Genomic DNA, 18,967 nt, shown 5'->3' on the forward strand with positions numbered 1-18,967 from the left:
AGGCTACGCCCGGCCGCGGGTGTCACCGACCGTCGCCGCCGGATCGCCGCGCAGCACCTCGTCGACGTCGTAGCGGATCGGGCGGTCGAGCTGGCCGTAGTCGCAGGAGCGGGGATCACGGTCGGGACGCCAGCGCAGGAACCGGGCGGTGTGCCGCAGCCGGTCGCCCTCCATCGCGTCGTACGCCACCTCGACCACCAGCGCCGGGCGCAGCGGCTCCCACTCCAGGTTCTTGCCGCCGGTCCACCGGCTCACCCCGCCCGGGATGCGCTGACCCCGCTCGTGGTCGCCGTGCACCCACGGGTGCTCGCCGCCGACGTCGCGGTAGGGCTCCAGCTCGTCGAGCAGCTCCTTGCGGCGGGCCATGGTGAACGAGGAGCTGACGCCGATGTGGTGCAGCACGCCGTCGTCGTCGTAGAGGCCGAGCAGCAGCGAGCCGACCACCGGACCGGACTTGTGCCAGCGGAAACCGGCCACCACCGCGTCCATCGTGCGCGCGTGCTTGACCTTGAACATGAGCCGCTTGCCCGGCTCGTACGGCAGGTCGGCCGGCTTGACGATGAGCCCGTCCAGCCCGGCGCCCTCGAACACGTCGAACCAGCGGCGGGCCGTCTCCGGGTCGGTGGTCACCTGCGTCACGTGCACCGGCGGGCGCACCCCCGACAGCGCCTGCTCCAGCCGCTCGCGGCGCCGGGGATAGGGCTGACCGGTGAGCAGCTCGTCGTCGATCGCCAGCAGGTCGAACGCGACGAAGTCGGCCGGGGTGGTCTCGGCCAGCAGCTTCACCCGGGAGGCGGCCGGATGGATCCGCTGGGCCAGCAGCTCGAAGTCGAGCCGCGGCTGCCCGCCCGGGCCGTCCCGGCGGATCACGATCAGCTCGCCGTCGACCGCGCACCGGGGCGGGAGCTGCCGCCGGGCCTGCTCGACCACCTCGGGGAAGTAGCGCGTCATCGACTTGCCGCCCCGGCTGGCCAGCTCGACCTCGTCGCCGTCGCGGAACACGATGCAGCGGAAGCCGTCCCACTTCGGCTCGTAGGTCAGGCCGTCGTCGGTGGGCAGCTCGGCCACGCTCTTGGCCAGCATCGGCTCGACCGGAGGGTTGATCGGCAGGTCCACGGCGACCAGTCAACCAGACCCCACCGACAGTGGTGAGGCAGATCACCGCCGGTGGCCGGGCGGCGTGTCCTGCCACGGCCGCGTTCGTCACCGCCGCCCGAATGGTGAAACCGCAGGTCAGAGCTACCGTCGCGGCGTGCCGGAGTGGAGTTGCGGATGCTGCGGGCGCTGGCGGGTCAGCGTCGAGTTGATTCACGGCCGCTACCGCTACCGGCTGGCGCACCGCTACCCGCCCGAGCACGGCGGCGGCGCGAACGTCCTCGGCGAGGTCGGCTCGGTAGCCGAGCTGGAACGCCTGCTGAAGCGGTACGCCCCGGTCACCCTGGCCGACCTCCACGAAGCCGCCTGACCCACGCGCCGCCTCCGGGCCCCCCGCGGGTCGGTTGCGGCCGGACGGCGGAACACCCGGCCCTGCATCTCCGCGGCCCCGCGAGCCGCCGATCTTGGAGTTGTGGCACCTCGCAAAGGTGGCGAGCGGGACATCCTGGGCACCACAACTCCAAGATCGACGAACGCGGGCGAGCGGGCGACGGGCGACGGCGGGCGGGCGGCGGGCGAGGGACGACGGGCGGGCGCTCGGGGCGGCGGCGAGGTGAAGCTCGGGCATAGGCTGAGTGGACCGTCCACGGGGGAGGGAAAAGCCCATGCGGTTCGCCGAGTCCGTCGAGATCGCCGCCGACGTCGACCGGGTCTGGGAGGTGCAGACCGACGTGGAGCGCTGGCCGGAGTGGACGCCCTCGGTCACCGCCGCCCGCCGGCTGGAGCCCGGTCCGCTGGCGCTCGGTTCGACCGCCCGGCTGGAGCAGCCACGGCTGCGCCCGTCGGTGTGGCGGGTCACCGAGATCGAGCCGCCGTACTCGTTCGTCTGGGAGTCGGCGGGCCCCGGTGTGCGCAGCCGGGGCGAGCACCGGCTGGTGCCGCTGGAGGACGGGCGCACCCGGGCCGAGCTGGTCCTGGTGCAGACCGGTCCGCTGGCCGGGTTGATCGGGTTGCTGGCCGGCTCGATGATGCGCCGCTACCTGCGGCAGGAGGCGGACGGGCTCAGGCGTCGCTGCGAGGCCCGCTGACCGGAGCCGGAGCGGACGCTCAGGCTCCGCCGGGAGACCCGGGGGCCGTCTTCTCCAGCACGGCGAGGCGGTTGCCGTTCTCGTCCGGCCGGTGCGACACCACCCGGTAGCCGCGGCCCGCGTACAGGGACAGGTTCGCCGCGCTGTCCGCGCCGGTGAACAGCGCGAACCGGGCCACCCGGCCGGCGCAGGCGTGCTCGACGGCGTCCAGCAGCCGCCCGCCGACGCCCCGGCCCTGCTGGTCGGGCGCGACCGAGAGGCGGCCGACGTGGGCGGTGTCGCCGTCGAGGCGGGCGCGTACCGAGCCGACCAGGCGGGTGCCGCGCCGGGCGGCGAGCACCACGTCCGGGCCGGCCAGCGCCGCCCGTACCTCGTCCAGCGTCTCGGTCAGCGGGGGCAGGAACACGTCCCGGTAGCGCTGCGCCTCCACCAGGTACGCGGCACGCTGCACGGTGAGGATCTCACCGGCGTCGGCGACGTCTGCGGGGGCGATGGTCACGTCGGTCACCGGCTCAGCTCACCACAGCGCTCCCGGGCGGCCGTACGCTGGCGGGGATGTTCCCATGAGCGTGGAGGTGGCCGCCGTGCCCGAGCTGACGTACCCGGAGGTGGGCGCGACCCGCGACGGCGGCCTGCCGGCGGGTTACCACCACCTGCGCCACCGGGTCCGGCTGCCGGACGGCGGTTTCCCGGTGGCGGCGGACGCGGTGCTGGGCTGGCGGCTGCACCGCGCCGCGGGCGTGGTGATGCGCGCGGACGCGCCGCGCGCCGCCCCCGGGGTGCGGGTCACGCCGGGGGTCGGTGTCGGCCCGGTGCGGCTGTGGGGCCCGACCGAGGTGGTCTGGACGGTCGACGAGCCGGACCGGGCCGGGTTCGGCTACGGCACGCTGCCCGGGCACCCGGAGGTCGGTGAGGAGGCGTTCCTGGTGACCCGGGGCGCCGACGGCGTCTGGTTCGAGGTGACCGCGTTCAGCCGCCCGGCCCACTGGTACGTGCGGGCCGGCGGGCCGGTCGTGCTGGGCTTCCAGCGGGCGTACGCCTGGTGGCTGGGGAGGACGCTGCGGCGGCTGTGCCGGCGGCGCTGAGCGGTCAGTAGCGGGCGAAGGAGCGGATCGGGGCGCGAGGGCCGTACTTCGGCGCCTGGACGCCGGCCGCCTCCAGCAGCACGCACACCCGGCCGCGGTGCCCCCGGAACGGCTCCAGCAGCGCCAGCATCCGGGCGTCGTCGCCGCGCGGCTCCCCGGCGAGCGCCCAGGCCACGGTGTTCGGCACGTGGTAGTCGCCGACGCTGACCGCGTCCGGATCCCCGTACGCGATGCGCACCACCTCGGCGGCGGTCCACGGGCCGATCCCGGGGATCGCGGTGAGCCGCCGGGTGGCCTCCGCCGAGTCGGCGCAGCGTTCCAGCCGGTCCGCGACGGCCGCCGCGCGGCGCAGCGTGTCGGCGCGCCGCTGCTCGACCCCGAACGGGTGGAACACCCAGTACGGCGTGGCCGCCACCGCGGCGGGCTCCGGCGGCAGCAGCAGCGGTTGCAGCGGGCCGGGCGCGGGCTCGCGGAAGTGCCGCACGGTGGCGGCGTACGCCCGGTACGCCTCCTTGCCGGTGACCTTCTGCTCGAAGACGGCCCGCAGCAGCCGGGGGAAGACCTGCCCGGTCGCGGGCATCCGCAGCCCGTGGTGCGTGTGGGCGAGCCGGGCCACCAGCGGGTGCGCGGCGGCGAGGGCGGCGAACCCGGTCAGGTCGTCGCACAGCCCGGCGATCCGGTCGGCCCGGTCGACCACCCAGGCCGCACCCGGGCCGTACCCCTCGGCCAGCAGCTCGCCGGCTTCCGGGCGCAGCGCCAGCGTGGCCGGGCCGTCCGGGGTGCGGGTGGCCCACCAGAACGTGCCGGCGGCGATCCGCGCGCACGGGTCGTACGGGCTGAACGTGAGCGCCCGCACCGAGGCGGCCAGCCGGTAGCCGGCCGGCGGGCGCAGCGTACGGCGGGCGTCGGGCGAGGTCACCCGGCCACTCTGCCACGCGGCCCGGCCGTGACGCCGGGCACGCCCCGCGTGCCGGGAGGCGGGCCGATGCCGGTACGCCCCGCCTCCCGGGTCCGCGACGATGACCGGCCGCGCCCTCCCCGGCGGCGACCGGTCACCGTGTTCTGGTGCGTCAGTACGAGTAGTCCGACCCGCCGCCGGAGGAGCTGTTCGCCGCGGGCGGCGCGACCGCCTTGGGCGTGCCGGTCGGCAGGCAGGTCAGGTTCTTCTTGCCGTTCGGGTCGACCACGAACCAGGTGCCGCCGACGCCCTGGCCCTTCCACTGGCCCGGCTTCTTGTCGCCGATGTAGCGGTAGACCGGCCAGCCGCCGATGGTGAGCTGCCGGGTGCCGTCCTGGCGGGTGATGGTGCCGACCTTGTCGTCGGAGACGCCACGCAGCTGCGGGTTGCCGTCGGTGAGCGACGGCGGCCACACCTCGGCGCACTTGTCCACGCAGTTGGACTGCGGCGGGTCGGCGGAGTCCTTGTCGAACCGGTACAGCACCCAGCCGTCCTGGTCGGTGACGACGCGGCCCATCCGGGGCAGCTTCTTGCCGACCAGCTCGTCGGTGATCTTCACGTTGGCCGGGGGCGCCTTGTCCGCGACCGGCTTCTCCTCGGGAGCCGCCGACGCCTCCGGTTCGGCCGCCGCGGTGGGTTCGGCCGCGGCGACGGCGACCGGCTCGGCCGCGCCCGAGTTCGCCCCGTTGTAGCCTGCTGGGGCGCAGGCCGTAAGTGCGACCATCGCGCTCGCGACGATGACGGTCGTCCGCTTGTGGTGTGCCACGTGCCCTCCTCGTTCTTGGCAGTTCGCCGAGTAGTACGGGCGCGGCACTGTCAAGGTTGAACCCGAAACGGTGGCACATTTCACAGTGGACCGATTGAACCGTTGGGCGCCGGCGTGCGTGCGTCAGCACGAGGGGGTCCGCCGGCCGGGCACGACACGACGGCGCCGGGTGGCCCAGCCACCCGGCGCCGTCGGCACACCCGGTCAGATGTCGTCCACCGTCACCAGCGGACTCGCCACGCCGTTCGCGTCGACCGACTGCACCTGGAGCTTGTCGATGTCGCGGACCGGCGCCGAGGTGGACGCGCTCAGCTCCAGCGGAAGCTGGTTCTGGTTCGTCCCGTAGCCGCCGACCGGCACCGACCAGGTGGAGATCACCTCGCTCGTGGCGTTCTTGCGGACCACCACCAGCCGGCACGTGCGCGGCCCCGGCAAGCGGCTGAGCTGCACCGCGATCTGCGTGCCGTACTCCTTACGGGCCAGCCACATCGTGGTCTGCACCCCGGTCGCCGGGTCGGTCGCGTTGTGCTTCTCGCCCTCGATGTCCTGTGGCCCGCCGACGGCCGGGTCGTTCGGATCGCCCGGCTCGCCGCTGGGTGCCACGGACGGCGCGCCCTGCGTCGGCACCGCCTGCGGCGGCGCCGGGTCGTCGCCGAGCATCCCGGCCGCCGCCGCGCTCGCGCCGCCGAACACCACCACGGCCGCCGCCGTCGCCAGCAACTGCCGCACCCGGGTACGACGGCGGTCCCGCCGCACCGCCATCAGCGTCCGGTCCAGCAGCGCCGGATCGGTGTGCGTCTGCTCCAGAGCGGCCATCGCCTCGCCGTCGATGCCGGAGAGCAGCCCCACCACCGGGACCATCGTCTCCAGTTCCGCAGCGCAGGCCCAGCAGGTGGCCAGATGCTCCTCGAACCGCTCCGCGTCCTGCGCATCCAGCACGCCGAGCGCGTACGCGGCGACGTCCATGTGATCGGCCCGGCTCATTCGGTCACCCCCCTCTCCTGCAGAGCCGTGCGCAGCGCGCGCAGCGCGTAGTAGACCCGCGACTTGGCGGTACCGAGCGGGAGCCCCAGCTCCTCGGCCGCCTCCGGCACGGTGCGCCCCCGGAAGTACGTCGCCACCAGGATCTCCCGGTGCGACTGGCTCAGCGTACGCAGCGCGTCCGCGACGGTCATCGTGCGCAGCACACGGTCGGTGCTGTCCGACTCGGCGAACATGGTCAGATCCCGGTCGTACGTCTCGGGCGGGCGGGCCTGCTCGCTGCGGTGCTCGTCGATGGCGATCCGCCGGGCCACCGTGACCAGCCAGGGGCGCAGCGAGCCCTGGCCCTGCACGCCGAGGCGGTGCGCGTTGCGCCAGGCCCGCAGCAGCGTCTCCTGCACGATGTCCTCGGCGCGCTGCCGGTCCCCGCCGGTCAGCCGCATCACGAACATCAGCAGCGGGCCGGCGTGCTCGGCGTACAACAGGCGGATCAGCTGGTCGGAGTGGCTGGTCTCGGCGGAGGTCGCCTGGTGGCGTCCGGGAGCGGGTCGCGGCGGCACCGGGTCATTCTGGCGATCCGTGGACCGGGCGTCGACCCCCCGGCCCGAACGCGAGGCGCGCGAGTGTGGTTGTGCCCGGGCGAACATCCACTCGGGCCGCGCCACCTCGCCGTGCCAGCCGGCCGCCACCGCATGCATGCAGACCTCCGCTGTCCAATGACATCAGCCGGCCCCCCACGGGCATGGCCGCCCGGTGATACGCAGCGACCAGCCGATCGGATCAACGTTTGACCGAAAAAATTCCCGGCGGTGGGGGAGTGGAGTCGACGGCGTCCGCGTCGTGGACCACCGCCGCGCCGCCGGTGAACCGGTCCAGCTCGGCGCCGGCCAGCACCCGGCCGGGGAACCAGTCGCCCGCCGCCCGCCGGGTCAGCTCCGGCACCGGCGGCTCCACCCGGGACGCCACCAGCACCAGGTTGCCGTAGCGCCGGCCGCGCAGCACCGCCGCGTCGCCGACCAGGCAGGCCCGGGGCAGCACGGTCCGCACGGTCGCGACCTGCGCGCGGGCGTGCCGCAGCGGCGGGCCGTCGGCCACGTTCGCCAGGTAGCTGCCGCCGGGCGCGAGCACGCGGGCCACCTCGGCGGCGTACTCCACCGAGGTCAGATGCGCGGGGGTACGGGCGCCGGCGAACACGTCGGCCACGATCACGTCGTACGCGCCGTCCCGGCTCGACGTCAGCGTCGCCCGCGCGTCGGCCACCCGTACCCTCAGCCGCGGATCCGACGGCCAGGGCAGCTCCCGGCGGACCAGCTCGACGAGTGCGCCGTCCACCTCGGACACCCGCTGCGTCGAACCGGGCCGGGTGGCCTGCACGTAGCGGGGCAGGGTCAGCGCGCCGCCGCCCAGGTGCAGCACCCGCAGCGGCGTCCCGGCCGGCGCCACCAGGTCCAGCGCGGCGGCCAGCCGCCGGACGTACTCGAACTCCAGGTGCGACGGGTCGGTCAGGTCCACGTGCGACTGCGGCGCGCCGTCCAGCAGCAGCGTCCACGAGCCCGGACGGTCGACGTCCGGCACCAGCTCGGCCCGGCCGGTGTCGACGTCGGCCACCACCCGGTCGGAGTCGCGTCGCCGGCCCATCAGTGCCGCATCCCGCGCGCCGCGGCGGTGAGCCTCCGGTGCAGCAGCCGCGCGTCGCCGAGCATCCCGCGCAGCCGCCGTTCCAGCCCGGCGATCGGCACCAGGTTCTGCGGGGCGCGCGGATCCTTGTACGGGGTGGAGGCGAACCGGGGCAGCGTCACCAGCGACAGGTCGGCCAGCGCGATCGCCTCCGGCACGGTCAGGTCGGCCGAGCACTCCACACGTACGATGCCCGCCCACGGCGCGCCGGCGCGCACCGGGAGCCGCAGATACCACGACCAGCCGCCCCAGGCCGTGCCCAGCCGGAACACCGGGCACCGCTCACCCGGCGCCAGCCCGGTCACCACGGCGGTCAGCCGGGCGTCCAGGTATTGGCTGTGCTGCGTCTTGATGTACCCGAGCGTGCGCGGCAGGTTCCGCCGGCTGCGCAGCGGGCCGTCCACCACCAGCAGGTCGCCGTCGGTGCGTACCGCGTCGGAGACGGCCACCTCCAGCGCGGTCAGCGGGGCCTGCACCGCGGCCGGCAGCTTGCTCAGCTCACCGGTGCCGCTCACCCGGTGCACCGGATAGCGGACCGTACCGGCCACCACGTCCTGCGCCGACGGGCTCGCCGTGAACAGGCCCCGGCCCACCCGGGCGCCGGCCATCTCGGCGGCGCCCCGGTCGAGGTCGCAGCGCACCACACCGGCCGCGTACGAGGCGGCGATGCCGGGGAACGAGCCGCCGTCCTCCTCGGCCGTCCAGACGCTGGCGTCGATCCGGCGTACCCCGTCGACGAGCAGCACCACGTCCGGCGCCCGCACGCCCGCGCGGGGGCCGATCGCCCGCCAGTCGGTGGCCGGCAGCTCGACGTCGGCGTCGACCTGGGCGCTGCTCGGCGCGGCCGGCCCGGACCCGCCCGCCGCCTCGAACGACGCGCCGTACGCCGGATCCCAGGCGTCGACGAAGAACGCCGGCGACGGCCCGGTCACGCGGCGCTCCGCCGGGAAGCGCCGGTCACAGGCCGGTCCGTTCCACGCGGGCCGTCCGCGCGTCCTTGCGGACCTCGAACCGGACCGGGATGCGCTCGGCCAGCGCCGGCACGTGGGTGACCACGCCGACCATCCGGTCGCCCCGGGCGGCCAGGTTCTCCAGCGTCGCCGCAACCGTGTCCAGCGTCGCCGCGTCGAGCGTGCCGAAGCCCTCGTCCAGCACGATCGACTCCAGGCTCGCGGCGGTGGTGGACATGCCGGCGAGCTGCTCGGACAGCGCCAGCGCGAGCGCCAGCGACGCCTGGAACGTCTCCCCGCCGGACAACGTGCGCACCCCGCGCCGCAGCCCCGCGTCGTGGTGGTCGACCACGAAGAACTCACCCTTGTCGTGCACCAGGTCGTACTGCCCGCCGGACAGCTCCCGCAGGATCCGCGACGCGCCGTCGACCAGCAGGTCCAGCGCCTCGGTGAGCAGCCAGCGCTCGAAGTTGTTGGCCCGCAGGTGCGAGGCGAGCGCCCGCGCCACCCGCGCCTCGTGCTCGTGCCCGGCCCGCTGCTCCCGCAGCCCCGCGGCCTGCTCGCGGCGCTCGTCGAGGCGGCGCAACTCCGCCTCGGCCCGCTCCACCGCCACTGCCACGTCGCGCGGCGCGTCCTGCGGCGCGTCCAGCCCGGCGGCGGTGAACAACGCGGCGATCCCGTCGGCGACCTCGGCCGCGGCCCGCTGCGCCGCCTCCACCGAGGCGGCCAGGCCGTCCCGCTCCGCACGTCGCGCCTGCGCCTGCTCGCCCGCCCAGCCGGCCAGCGCCGCCCACGCGGCCGCGACGTCGTCCCGGTCGGCGGCCGGTGGGCCGAACCGGGCCAGCCCGTCGCGTACCGCGTCGAAGTCACGCCAGGCCCGGCGCAGCCGCTCCTGCGCGGCATCCAGCGTGCCCCGCGCCCGCCGGGCCGCCTCCCGGCCGGCCCGCACCGCGCCGGCCGCCTCCTCCAGCGCGGTGCGCAGCCGCGCGTGCTCGGCCAGCGACTCGCGCAGCCGCTCCGGCGCGGGCGCGTCCGCGAGCTGCTCGTCCAGCTCGGCCAGGCGCGCGCCGAGCTGGTCGTGCTGGGTCCGGGCGCGCAGCAGCACCCGGTCCAGGTCACGCGCCGCAACGTCGCGTTCCTGCACCACCCGCTTGGCCGTCTCGCTCGCCGCCCGCGCCGCCTTGCCCGCCTCGATCGCCCGGCTCACCGCCGAACCCTTCGGTACCGCCGGCACGGAGGTGACAGTCTGCTCGCACACCGGGCACGGCGCGCCGTCGACCAGGTGCGCCCGCAGCGCCACCGCCTGGTCGGCGGCCTTCGCCTCCTCGTGCGCGCGGAACGCCGACTCCAGCTCCACCTCGGCCCGCTGCGCGTCCGCCCGCGCCGACGCCAGCGCCGCCACCGCCGCGTCGTGCTCGGTGCGCGCCGCGTCCACCGCGGCGCGGACCGTCGCCGCCTCCGCGGTCAGCCGGTCCCGGTCCGCGTACGCCTTCAGGTGCAGCCGGAGCGCGCTCTCGTCACCGGCGGCGGCCAGCTCCCCGCGCAGCTTCTCCTCGCGCTCCTCGGCCAGCCCGACAGCGGCCGCCGCCTCGTCGGCGGCGACCCGGGCCTGAGCCACCGCCCGCGCCAGCTCGGCGGTGCCGTCCGGCGGCCGGACCCCGGCCAGCACACCCAGCTCGGCGTCGAGGGCGGCCAGCGCCGCGGCCCGCTCACCCGCAGTGGCCCGGGCCCGCTCCCATTCGGGTACGGCGGCAGCGACCGCGGCGGCCAGCTCCCGCATCTCGTCCACGCGCTCCCGGGCGGCGGCCAGGCTCTCGTCGTCGACGTCGGCGAGCCCGCCGAGCATCTTGTCGACCGTCTCCAGCTTCGCCTCGGCCTGCGCGGCCCGCTCGACCGCCTTCTTCTGCACGTCCTCGTAGACGCCCAGCCCGAGCAGGTTCACCAGGATCTGCTGGCGGGTGGCCGGCTTGGCGTGCAGGAAGTCGGCGAACTGCCCCTGCGGCAGCACCACGCAGGAGGTGAACTGCTCGTACGGCAGCCCCACCGCGTCGAGCACCGCCTGTTCCATCTCGGCCGGGGTGCCCGCCACCACCTCGCCCAGATCCTCCGGGCTGAGCCCGGTGTCGAGCTTGGTGACGTCGAACCCCGGCGGCATGAGCTGGAGACCGGCGTTCGCGGTCTTCACAGTGCCCCGGCCGTCGCGGCGCACCACCCGGGTCGCCACGTAGCGGTCCCCGGCGGACTCGAAGACCAGCCGGACCCGCGCCTCGGTGGCCGACGGCGCCAGCGCGTTCGCCAGCCCTCGCGTGCCGCCCCAGCGCGGCACCGTGCCGTAGAGCGCGAAGCAGATCGCGTCGAGCACCGTCGACTTGCCCGAACCGGTCGGCCCGACCAGCGCGAAGAAGTCGGCGTCGGTGAAGTCGACAGTGGTCTCGTCGCGGAACACCGTGAACCCGGCCATGTCCAGTCGCATCGGCCGCATCAGTGCTCCACCTCCTCGAGCAGCTCGTCGAAGAGTTCCCGGACACCCTCGTCGGCGTGCCCGCGGCTGTCCAGGTAGTCGCCGAACAACTCGCCCGGCGACCGGCCGGCCCGCTGGGCCGTCCGGGTCCCGCTGCCCGGCGCGGGCACCATCTCCGGGTCGATCCGGATCTCCAGCGCCCGGGGCAGCAGCTCCTGCACCTCCTCGCGCAACCCGGCCCGGGGCTGCTCCCGGACGTAGACGCGCAGCCAGCCCTCCGGCGGCTCGATCTCGGCGAGCTGCGCGAGCGTGCCGCGTACCGTGCGCAGCGGCACCGCGCCCGGCACCGGCACCTCGCGGATGCGGGCGGCCGTGGTGGCGGTCACCTCCACGACCGTCACCGAGCTGACGTTCTCCTGCTCGCCGAAGTCCACGGCGAGCGGGCTGCCGCTGTAGCGGATCGGGCACGGGCCGATGACCCGCTGCGAGCGGTGCAGGTGACCCAGCGCCACGTAGTGCGCGTTGCCGGGGAAGACGGTGGCCGGCACGGCGTATCCGAGCACCGTGTGCGCGTCCCGCTCGCCGCCGCCGGTGCTCGCCCCGACCACTGTGAGGTGCGCGGTCACCAGGTGCACACGATCCGGCTCGGTGAACCCCTCGGCGAGCCGCTCCAGCACCCGGCCCAGGTGGTCGGCGTACGTCTGGTTGGCCTCGGCCGGGGTGAGCGTGTACATCTCCACCGCGCGCACCGCGTACCGCTGGGACAGGAACGGCAGCGCGGCGACCCGCCAGCGCTCCCCGCCGGCGGTGACCCCGTCGACGACGTGTTCGTCCGGGTTCTCCCGGACGCTGCCGCGCAGCGTGATCCCGGCGGCCTCGGCCCACGGGCGCAGCGCGTCCAGCGCCGCGCCGTTGTCGTGGTTGCCGCCGATGGCCACCACGTCGGCCCCGGTACGCCGCAGCGCGGTGAGCGCCCGGGTGACCAGCCGGGTCGCCTCCGGTGTGGGCGCGGCGGTGTCGTACAGGTCACCGGCGACGATCACCAGGTCGGGCCGTTCGCGCTGGGCGATCTCGATCACCTGGGCGAGGACCTGCTTGTGCTCCTCGGCCCGGGACTGCCCCTTGAGGACCTTGCCGACGTGCCAGTCGGAGGTGTGCAGGATCTTCATGTGGGTGCCGCCTAGAACGGGATGTCGTCGTCGGAGGAGCCGGAGCCGACCACCGCGAACGGATCGGCGGCCTGGGTGATCGACCGTAGCGTCTCCGAGGGCGCGCGGCCCGCCTCCGAGACCCGGGTGGCCCACGCCGGGAACGGGAACTCCAGGCAGAGCGGCACCGGGATGTCCGGCTGGTTGACGAACATCGTGCCCGGCTTGGCCAGCAGCGCCCGCTGCCGCTGGGCGGGCGGCAGGAAGCCGTACTCCGGGCGGGACGCCTCGGCCGGATCGAGCCGGCCCACCACCCGGATCGCCGAGTTGGTGACGATCCGCCGTTCCACCTCGCTGGCGGTCTGCTGCGCGCCGACCAGGATCACGCCCAGCGAGCGGCCCCGCTCGGCGATGTCGAGCAGCACCTCCTTGATCGGCGACGAGCCCTCCCGCGGCGCGTACTTGTTCAGCTCGTCCAGCACGACGAACAGCAGCGGCTTGGCGGTGCCGGCCTTCTCCTTGCGCTCGAACTCGCTCTTGAGCGTCACGCCGACCACGAACCGCTGCGCGCGATCCGGCAGGTTGTGCAGGTCGACCACCGTGACCTGGGCGCTCTCCGCCGTGTTGATCGAGTGCGGGCGGCGGGTCGCCAGATCGCCCCGGATCAGCCGGCCCAGGTCCTTCTTGCTGCCGATGAGCCGGCGGGCGAACGCGTTCACGGTGCCCAGCCCGACCGCGCTGCCGGCCCACTCGCCGCGCGTCTCGTCGTCGTTCAGCTGCTCGACCACGTGGTCGACCAGGTCGGCGTACGAGCCGAGCCGCACCCCGTCGATGCTCACCCCGCCGTCGGCGGGCTGGGCGTAGCGGGCCAGGTGGGCGGCGACCGAGTGGACCACCATCGTGTACTGCTGGCGCTCGTCGTCGGCGTCGGCGAACACGTACGGCAGGAGCCGGTCGGCGCAGAACTCGGACAGCGTCCAGTAGAAGCTGTCGACACCGGTGAGCCGGCTGCTCACATCGGGCGTGCCGGAGGAGTCGCCGACCCGTGGCGGGGCGTACACCCGCACGTCCGGGAACGCGCCCGCGTCCAGGCCCAGCTTCGCATACGCCGCCCGGGTCGGGTCGTCGAGCCGGCTGTTCGGGTGGTCGAGGAAGAGCAGGTCCTCGCCCTTGACGTTGAAGATCAGCGCCTTGGCGTTGACCGCGTCGCCGCCCAGCACGCCGGAGCGGAACACCGAGTAGAGCAGGAACGTGGCGAAGCTCGTCTTGGTGGCGACACCGGAGATGCCGGAGATCGACACGTGCGCGCCCCGGGTGCCGTCGAGGAAGTCGGCGTTGAGGTAGACCGGCACGCCGTCGCGGCCCATCCCCATCGGGATCCGCCGCTCCATCCGGTCGAAGTGCAGGGCCCGTGCCCGCGCGTCGCCCTCGGCCCGGTGCACCACGGCGCCCGGGGTGGGCGGCACGTAGAACTCCGGGTCGACCCGCGTGGTGGTCACCTCGGCGGCCTCCTGCACCTGCGCCGGCAGCGTGCCGTCGGCGATGGCGAAGACGTCGGAGTCGAACTGCGCCCCCTCGTGCCGGGCGCGCACCTGGGTCACCACCCCGGCGATCGTCACCGGCTCACGGTCGGGCAGGTCGCGGCGGGTCACCACCACGTCGTCGAGTTGCAGGTAGCTGCCCGGGGCGACCGCGGTCCAGAAGGTGAGCGGGGTGGCGTCGGCGGTGCCGAGCACCCGGCCGACACCCTCGCCGGGCCCGTCGAGCTGGTCGTCGGTCATCGGCGGTCTCCGGTCGGCTGGTCGTACCGTTGGCGGTGCACGTCGTGCATCCTGCCCGAGGGATGCGACAGGTTGCCACGCGACGCGGCGGACGCCACGTCACCGGTGCGCCGAACGGTAGCCACCCGGATCCGCCCGATCACGATGCGTGCGTTTCCTCCACGTTCGCCCGCCCGCCGCCCTCCGCCCTCCGCCCTCCGCCGTGCGCCGCCCTCCGCCGCCCGCCGCCCGCCCGCAGCGCCGGCACCGCCGGCTCCCGGGCGGCCCCGCCCGATGGCCGCCAGCGGTGCCGTCGGGCGGTCCGAGATGCTGTCCGGCGCGGCGCGGCGCGGCGAGGCGCGGCGAGGCGAGGCGCGGTGCTGTCCGGCCCGGCCCGGTCGCTCGGTGGAACACCACGGGTGTCTCGGCGGGCCTATGACACCCATGGAGTTCCACCCGTCGCCTGCCCACCCGGGATTCGCCGCTTCCGATACGTACCGTCCCGAGCAGCAGGAGTCGTGTCCCGCGTGTCAGGACGATGCGGAGATCTTGGTACGAAAGGGCCCCTATGGGGGCCGTCTGCTACCAAGATCTCGCGTGCCTGGGGTCGGGGGCCCGAGGGGCGGGAGCGAGAGTGGGTCAGGCGGCGGGGGCGGAACCGGCGGGCGGGGTCTCGGCGGGCTCGCGGGCGTAGCGCAGCATCAGCACGCCGTCGTCGGCGGCCAGCACGTGCCGCAGCGGCAGGTGACGCGGGACGCTGGTGTCCCCGGCGGTGATCCGGCCCGGACCGGCGCCGGCGAGCAGCGGCGCCACGGTCAGGCACAGCTCGTCGACCAGGTCGGCTGCGGTGAGCGCGCCGAACAGGTGCGGACCGCCCTCGCAGAGCAGTTGGTCGAGTCCGCGCCGACGCAACTCGGCCAAGCCGGCGACGAGATCGACCCGTCCGCTGCGGTCGACGCGGCCGGTCCCGTCGGCCCGTCCGCTGCCGTCGACCGGCCCGGTGGCGTCGGCCTGCTCGCTGCCGTCGGGCGACGCGGTGCCGCAGCGGACCACGTCGGCGACGTCGGTCAGCCCGGGCGGCGGTACGGCGTCGGCGTGGGTGAGCACGATCGGCCGGACCGGGGCGTCGGCGAACGCGGCCTGCGCCGGGTCGAGGTCGAGCGAACCGGAGACGACCACCAGCGTCGGGAACTCGGCCAGCCCCTGCTCGCGCCGCCAGGCCCGGCGCTCCGGGCTCAGCCGCACCGCCCGGTAGCCCTCGTGCCGCAGCGTGCCGGCGGCCACCACGAGACCGTCGCAGAGCATCCGCAGCAGCCCGAAGACCCGCTTGTCCGGCTCGCCGGAGAGCCCGGCGGAGTAGCCGTCCAGAGTGACCGCGCCGTCGGCGCTGGCGACGAAGTTGACCCGCAGGTGAGGGCGGGCCGCCCGGCCGTAGAGCGCGGTGAGCTGCGGATCGGTGAGCGCACCGGTGACGGGTGCGGGCCAGATCCGTTCGATCGGGGTTCCGACGGTCATTCGCCGGCCGGACCGGTGACCGGAGGGGTGGGTTCGGGGGTACGGTGCTGGCAGTCGCACCACTTCCGGCCAGGACAGTCGTCGTGCCGCCGTTCCCGGCAGGCTCGGCAGATCATGCAGGCAGCCTATGCCCAGGAAGGATGGGACGTCGTGTCGCGTCAGATCTTCCAGCTCATGGTGTCGCTGGCCGGCGTCCGGCCGACGGTGTGGCGGCGGGTGCTGGTGCCCGGCGGCTACACGCTGGACCGGCTGCACCGGGTGATTCAGCACGCGATGGGCTGGCGCGACTGCCACCTGCACTCGTTCGACGTCGACGGCCGGCAGTACGGCGAGCCCGACCCGGGCGGCGAACTGGCGTTGCGCGACGAGCTGGACGTCCGGCTGGACGCGCTCGTCGGCAAGGGCGACCGCTTCCGCTACACCTACGACTTCGGCGACTGGTGGGAGCACGACCTGGTGGTGGAGGACTGCTGCGCCGCCGACCCGGACGAGCGCTACCCGCTGTGCCTGGACGGGGAGCGGGCCTGCCCGCCGGAGGACGTGGGCGGTCCGGCCGGGTACGCGGTCCTGCTGGCCGCGCTCGCCGACCCCGAGCATCCGGAGCATCCGACCATGCGGGAGTGGGCCGGCCCGGCGTTCGATCCGGCCGTGTTCGACAGCGACCGCGCCACCGTCCTGCTGCGCCGCTGCTGCTGACCGGGCGACCGCCGCGCTGCTGCTGATCGAGCGACCGCTGCGCTGCTGACGGGAGCGACGCCGCACTGCTGATCGCGCGGCCCGGGGGAGGGGTCGCGCGCCCGCGCGGTAACGAAATGGGAACGCTCCCAACGGTCTATTGACACCCCTGTCACCTCCCGGCAACCTCATGGGAGCGCTCCCGGGAGTGGCGCGGATCTCGTTCCTGCCCGCTCCGGCCCGCGCGACACGCACCCCCCACCACACAGCAGATATCGCCTCACCACCGAAAGAGGGGTCTCGGATGAGCGTCCCAATCCGTCGTCGGCGCTTCGCGGCCATCGCGCTCGCGTCCGTCGTCGTGCTCGGCACCACCGCCGCCTGCGGCGACGACTCGGACAGCGGCGACAGCGGCAGCGGCGGCGGCCCGATCACCCTGGTCGTCGACGTCTTCGGCGACCAGGGCTTCGGCTACGAAGAGCTGTACAAGCAGTACGAAGCGGAGCACACGAACGTCAAGATCCAGGAGCGGGGCAAGGGCCTCGGCCTCGGTGACTACAACACCCGCCTGACCCAGCAGATCACCGCCGGCTCGGGCGCCGGCGACGTGGTGGCCCTGGAAGAGGGCACCATCGTCCAGTTCTACGCCCAGGCCGACAAGTTCGTGAACCTCGCCGACCACGGCGCGAACGACCTCAAGGGCAACTTCCTGCCGTGGAAGTGGGAGCAGGGCACCACCCCCGACGGCAAGGTGCTGGGCCTCGGCACCGACGTCGGCTCGATGGCGCTGTGCTACCGCAGCGACCTGTTCAAGGCCGCCGGGCTGCCCACCGACCGCGAGCAGGTCGGCGCGCTCTGGCCGACCTGGGACGAGTTCATCGCCACCGGCCAGAAGTTCGCCGCCGCCGACAAGAAGCACAAGTTCGTCGACTCGGCGACCAACTTCTACAACGTCGTGCTGATGCAGATCGCGGGCCAGGGCACCGGCTACACCTACTACGACAAGAGCAACAAGCTGGTCATCGACCAGAACCCGGACGTGCAGGCCGCGTACCAGCTCACCACCAAGATGATCTCGGCCGGGCTGTCGAACAACCTCCAGTCGTTCTCCAACGAGTGGAACGCCGGCTTCAAGAACGGCACCTTCGCCACCATCGCCTGCCCCGCCTGGATGACCGGTGTCATCAAGGGCCAGGCCGGTGACGCGGCGACCGGCAAGTGGGACATCGCCAAGGCGCCGGGCGCCGGTGGCAACTGGGGCGGCTCCTTCCTCGGCGTGCCGAAGTCGAGCAAGCACCAGAAGGAGGCCGCGGAGCTGGCCAAGTTCCTGACCAGCGCCAAGGGTCAGATCGGCGCGTACAAGGCGGTCGGCAACCTGCCCTCGAACCCGCAGGCGCTCACCGACCCGGCCGTGGCCGACTCGACCAACGACTACTTCAGCAAGGCCCCGGTCGGCAAGATCTTCGCCGCCGGCGCCACCGACCTGAAGCCGGTCTACCTCGGCCCGAAGAACAACGCGGTCCGCACCGCCGTGGAGAACACGCTGCGCGCCGTGGAGCAGGGCAAGTCGGCCGACGAGCAGTGGCAGGCGGCCCTGAAGAACGGTGCGGCCGCCGGTAAGTGACCGGTTGAGCCGCCCGCGGGTGGCGTCGGCAGCCCCGGCTGCCGGCGCCACCCGCGGTGCCCGCAGAGTCCGGCGTCGCCCGTGTGGCGGGTGACGCTGGCCGAGGAGAAGGACTCCCCATGAGCCTCGACCTGCACGCCGCGGCGCCGCCCGAACCCGGCCCGCCGCGCGCCGCCCGTCACACGCGCCGCCGTGCCGCCTCACTGACGCGCCTGGACCTGAAGTACTCGCCGTATCTGTACGTCCTGCCGTTCTTCGCGATCTTCGCCGTGTTCGGCGTGTACCCGATCGCGTACACGGTCTGGATCGCGCTGACCGACCGGTCGCCGCTGAACCCGACGATCTCCTTCGTCGGGATGGACAACTTCGTCGAACTGATCACCGAGGATCCGCAGTTCTGGAACGCGGTGGTCAACACGTTCGGCATGTTCCTGCTCTCCACAGTGCCCCAGTTGCTGCTGGCGCTGATGCTCGCCAACGCGCTCAACCGGAAGCTGCGCGCGCAGACGTTCTTCCGGATGGCCATCGCGATGCCGATCATCACCTCGACCGCCGTGGTCGCGCTGATCTTCTCGATGATCTACGCCAAGGACTTCGGCCTGGTCAACTGGCTGCTCGACAGCGTCGGCCTGGACCCGATCGACTGGCGGGCGAATCGTTTCGCCTCCTGGTTCGCCATCTCCACCATGGTCGACTGGCGCTGGGTCGGCTACAACGCGTTGATCTACCTGGCCGCCATGCAGTCGATCAGCAAGGACATGTACGAGGCCGCGGCGCTGGACGGCGCCTCCCGGCGGCGTCAGTTCTGGTCCATCACGGTCCCGCAGCTGCGTCCCACGATCATCTTCACGCTGATCATCTCCACCATCGGCGGCCTCCAGCTGTTCACCGAGCCCCTGCTGTTCACCAGCGGCTCGGGTGGCCTCTCCGGCGGTTCGGAGGGCCAGTTCCAGACCATCACGATGTACCTGCTCGACGTGATGAACCAGCGTTTCCGGTGGGGGTACGCCGGAGCGGTCGCGCTCGTGCTCTTCGTGCTCATCGCGCTGATGTCGGTGATCAACTATCTGCTCGCCCGCCGCATCAGCTCCGACAAGTGAGGTGACGAGATGACGACCACCGCGGTTCGCCCGCCCACCCGGCACAGCACGCCGGTGAAGACCACCCACCGGGCCGAGCGGCTC

18 protein-coding genes are annotated in these 18,967 nt (G+C 74.0%); 6 read left to right on the forward strand and 12 right to left on the reverse strand.

Annotated elements, in window-relative coordinates:
• Positions 1-3 precede the first annotated feature (3 nt).
• Entirely contained in the window at positions 4-1,116 is a 1,113-nt protein-coding gene (locus GA0070562_RS12505) for an ATP-dependent DNA ligase (protein ID WP_091420051.1), read from the reverse strand.
• A gap of 136 nt (positions 1,117-1,252) precedes the next feature.
• Between GA0070562_RS12505 and GA0070562_RS12510 the strand changes: the two genes are divergently transcribed.
• Both GA0070562_RS12510 and GA0070562_RS12515 read left to right on the forward strand, forming a co-directional pair.
• A complete protein-coding gene (locus tag GA0070562_RS12510) occupies positions 1,253-1,465 on the forward strand; it encodes a hypothetical protein (RefSeq protein WP_091420054.1) in 213 nt (70 codons plus the stop codon).
• Positions 1,466-1,760: 295 nt separating this feature from the next.
• Positions 1,761-2,183: an SRPBCC family protein gene (locus GA0070562_RS12515; RefSeq protein WP_091420057.1), complete on the forward strand. Its 423-nt coding sequence runs from the start codon at positions 1,761-1,763 to the stop codon at positions 2,181-2,183.
• Between the two features lie 19 nt (positions 2,184-2,202).
• Here the strand turns inward: GA0070562_RS12515 and GA0070562_RS12520 are convergent, their stop codons facing one another.
• On the reverse strand, positions 2,203-2,691 hold the full coding sequence (locus tag GA0070562_RS12520) for a GNAT family N-acetyltransferase (protein ID WP_091420060.1): 489 nt from the start codon (positions 2,689-2,691) through the stop codon (positions 2,203-2,205).
• Between the two features lie 55 nt (positions 2,692-2,746).
• Here GA0070562_RS12520 and GA0070562_RS12525 point away from each other — a divergent pair, with 55 nt between their 5' ends.
• Positions 2,747-3,268: a DUF1990 family protein gene (locus tag GA0070562_RS12525; RefSeq protein WP_091420062.1), complete on the forward strand. Its 522-nt coding sequence runs from the start codon at positions 2,747-2,749 to the stop codon at positions 3,266-3,268.
• Positions 3,269-3,272: 4 nt separating this feature from the next.
• On the opposite strand, the gene GA0070562_RS12530 is transcribed toward GA0070562_RS12525, so the two are convergent.
• From GA0070562_RS12530 to GA0070562_RS12575, 10 genes are all read right to left on the reverse strand, one after another.
• A complete protein-coding gene (locus tag GA0070562_RS12530; RefSeq protein ID WP_091420065.1) occupies positions 3,273-4,187 on the reverse strand; it encodes a DNA-3-methyladenine glycosylase family protein in 915 nt (304 codons plus the stop codon).
• A 151-nt stretch (positions 4,188-4,338) separates the two neighbouring features.
• Positions 4,339-4,992, reverse strand: a complete 654-nt coding sequence (locus GA0070562_RS12535) for a COG4315 family predicted lipoprotein (protein WP_091420068.1) — start codon at positions 4,990-4,992, stop codon at positions 4,339-4,341.
• A gap of 204 nt (positions 4,993-5,196) precedes the next feature.
• Positions 5,197-5,976 carry an anti-sigma factor family protein gene (locus GA0070562_RS12540; RefSeq protein ID WP_091420070.1) on the reverse strand — a complete coding sequence of 260 codons (780 nt, stop codon included), beginning with the start codon at positions 5,974-5,976 and terminating at the stop codon, positions 5,197-5,199.
• Complete coding sequence (locus GA0070562_RS12545; RefSeq protein WP_091420072.1) at positions 5,973-6,671, reverse strand: sigma-70 family RNA polymerase sigma factor; 699 nt, start codon at positions 6,669-6,671, stop codon at positions 5,973-5,975. The genes GA0070562_RS12540 and GA0070562_RS12545 overlap by 4 nt, the downstream gene beginning before the upstream one ends.
• Before the next feature lie 82 nt (positions 6,672-6,753).
• The gene (locus GA0070562_RS12550) at positions 6,754-7,611 is read right to left on the reverse strand and encodes a spermidine synthase (protein ID WP_091420074.1); all 858 of its coding nucleotides are present in this window, start codon (positions 7,609-7,611) and stop codon (positions 6,754-6,756) included.
• The gene (locus tag GA0070562_RS12555; protein ID WP_091420076.1) at positions 7,611-8,582 is read right to left on the reverse strand and encodes a hypothetical protein; all 972 of its coding nucleotides are present in this window, start codon (positions 8,580-8,582) and stop codon (positions 7,611-7,613) included. The genes GA0070562_RS12550 and GA0070562_RS12555 overlap by 1 nt, the downstream gene beginning before the upstream one ends.
• A 25-nt stretch (positions 8,583-8,607) precedes the next feature.
• Complete coding sequence (locus GA0070562_RS12560; protein ID WP_091420079.1) at positions 8,608-11,082, reverse strand: AAA family ATPase; 2,475 nt, start codon at positions 11,080-11,082, stop codon at positions 8,608-8,610.
• A complete protein-coding gene (locus GA0070562_RS12565; RefSeq protein ID WP_091420081.1) occupies positions 11,082-12,230 on the reverse strand; it encodes an exonuclease SbcCD subunit D in 1,149 nt (382 codons plus the stop codon). The genes GA0070562_RS12560 and GA0070562_RS12565 overlap by 1 nt, the downstream gene beginning before the upstream one ends.
• Before the next feature lie 11 nt (positions 12,231-12,241).
• Positions 12,242-13,990 carry an ATP-binding protein gene (locus tag GA0070562_RS12570; RefSeq protein ID WP_043325613.1) on the reverse strand — a complete coding sequence of 583 codons (1,749 nt, stop codon included), beginning with the start codon at positions 13,988-13,990 and terminating at the stop codon, positions 12,242-12,244.
• A 618-nt stretch (positions 13,991-14,608) separates the two neighbouring features.
• Entirely contained in the window at positions 14,609-15,484 is an 876-nt protein-coding gene (locus GA0070562_RS12575; protein WP_091420084.1) for a pyrimidine reductase family protein, read from the reverse strand.
• 150 nt (positions 15,485-15,634) lie between these two features.
• Between GA0070562_RS12575 and GA0070562_RS12580 the strand changes: the two genes are divergently transcribed.
• From GA0070562_RS12580 to GA0070562_RS12590, 3 genes are all read left to right on the forward strand, one after another.
• Positions 15,635-16,180 carry a plasmid pRiA4b ORF-3 family protein gene (locus GA0070562_RS12580; RefSeq protein WP_175438710.1) on the forward strand — a complete coding sequence of 182 codons (546 nt, stop codon included), beginning with the start codon at positions 15,635-15,637 and terminating at the stop codon, positions 16,178-16,180.
• 283 nt (positions 16,181-16,463) lie between these two features.
• Complete coding sequence (locus GA0070562_RS12585; RefSeq protein WP_091420088.1) at positions 16,464-17,783, forward strand: ABC transporter substrate-binding protein; 1,320 nt, start codon at positions 16,464-16,466, stop codon at positions 17,781-17,783.
• A gap of 119 nt (positions 17,784-17,902) precedes the next feature.
• Complete coding sequence (locus tag GA0070562_RS12590; RefSeq protein ID WP_091420091.1) at positions 17,903-18,883, forward strand: carbohydrate ABC transporter permease; 981 nt, start codon at positions 17,903-17,905, stop codon at positions 18,881-18,883.
• Positions 18,884-18,967 lie beyond the last annotated feature (84 nt).

Source organism: Micromonospora tulbaghiae (assembly GCF_900091605.1).
Classification (GTDB): Bacteria; Actinomycetota; Actinomycetes; order Mycobacteriales; family Micromonosporaceae; genus Micromonospora; species Micromonospora tulbaghiae.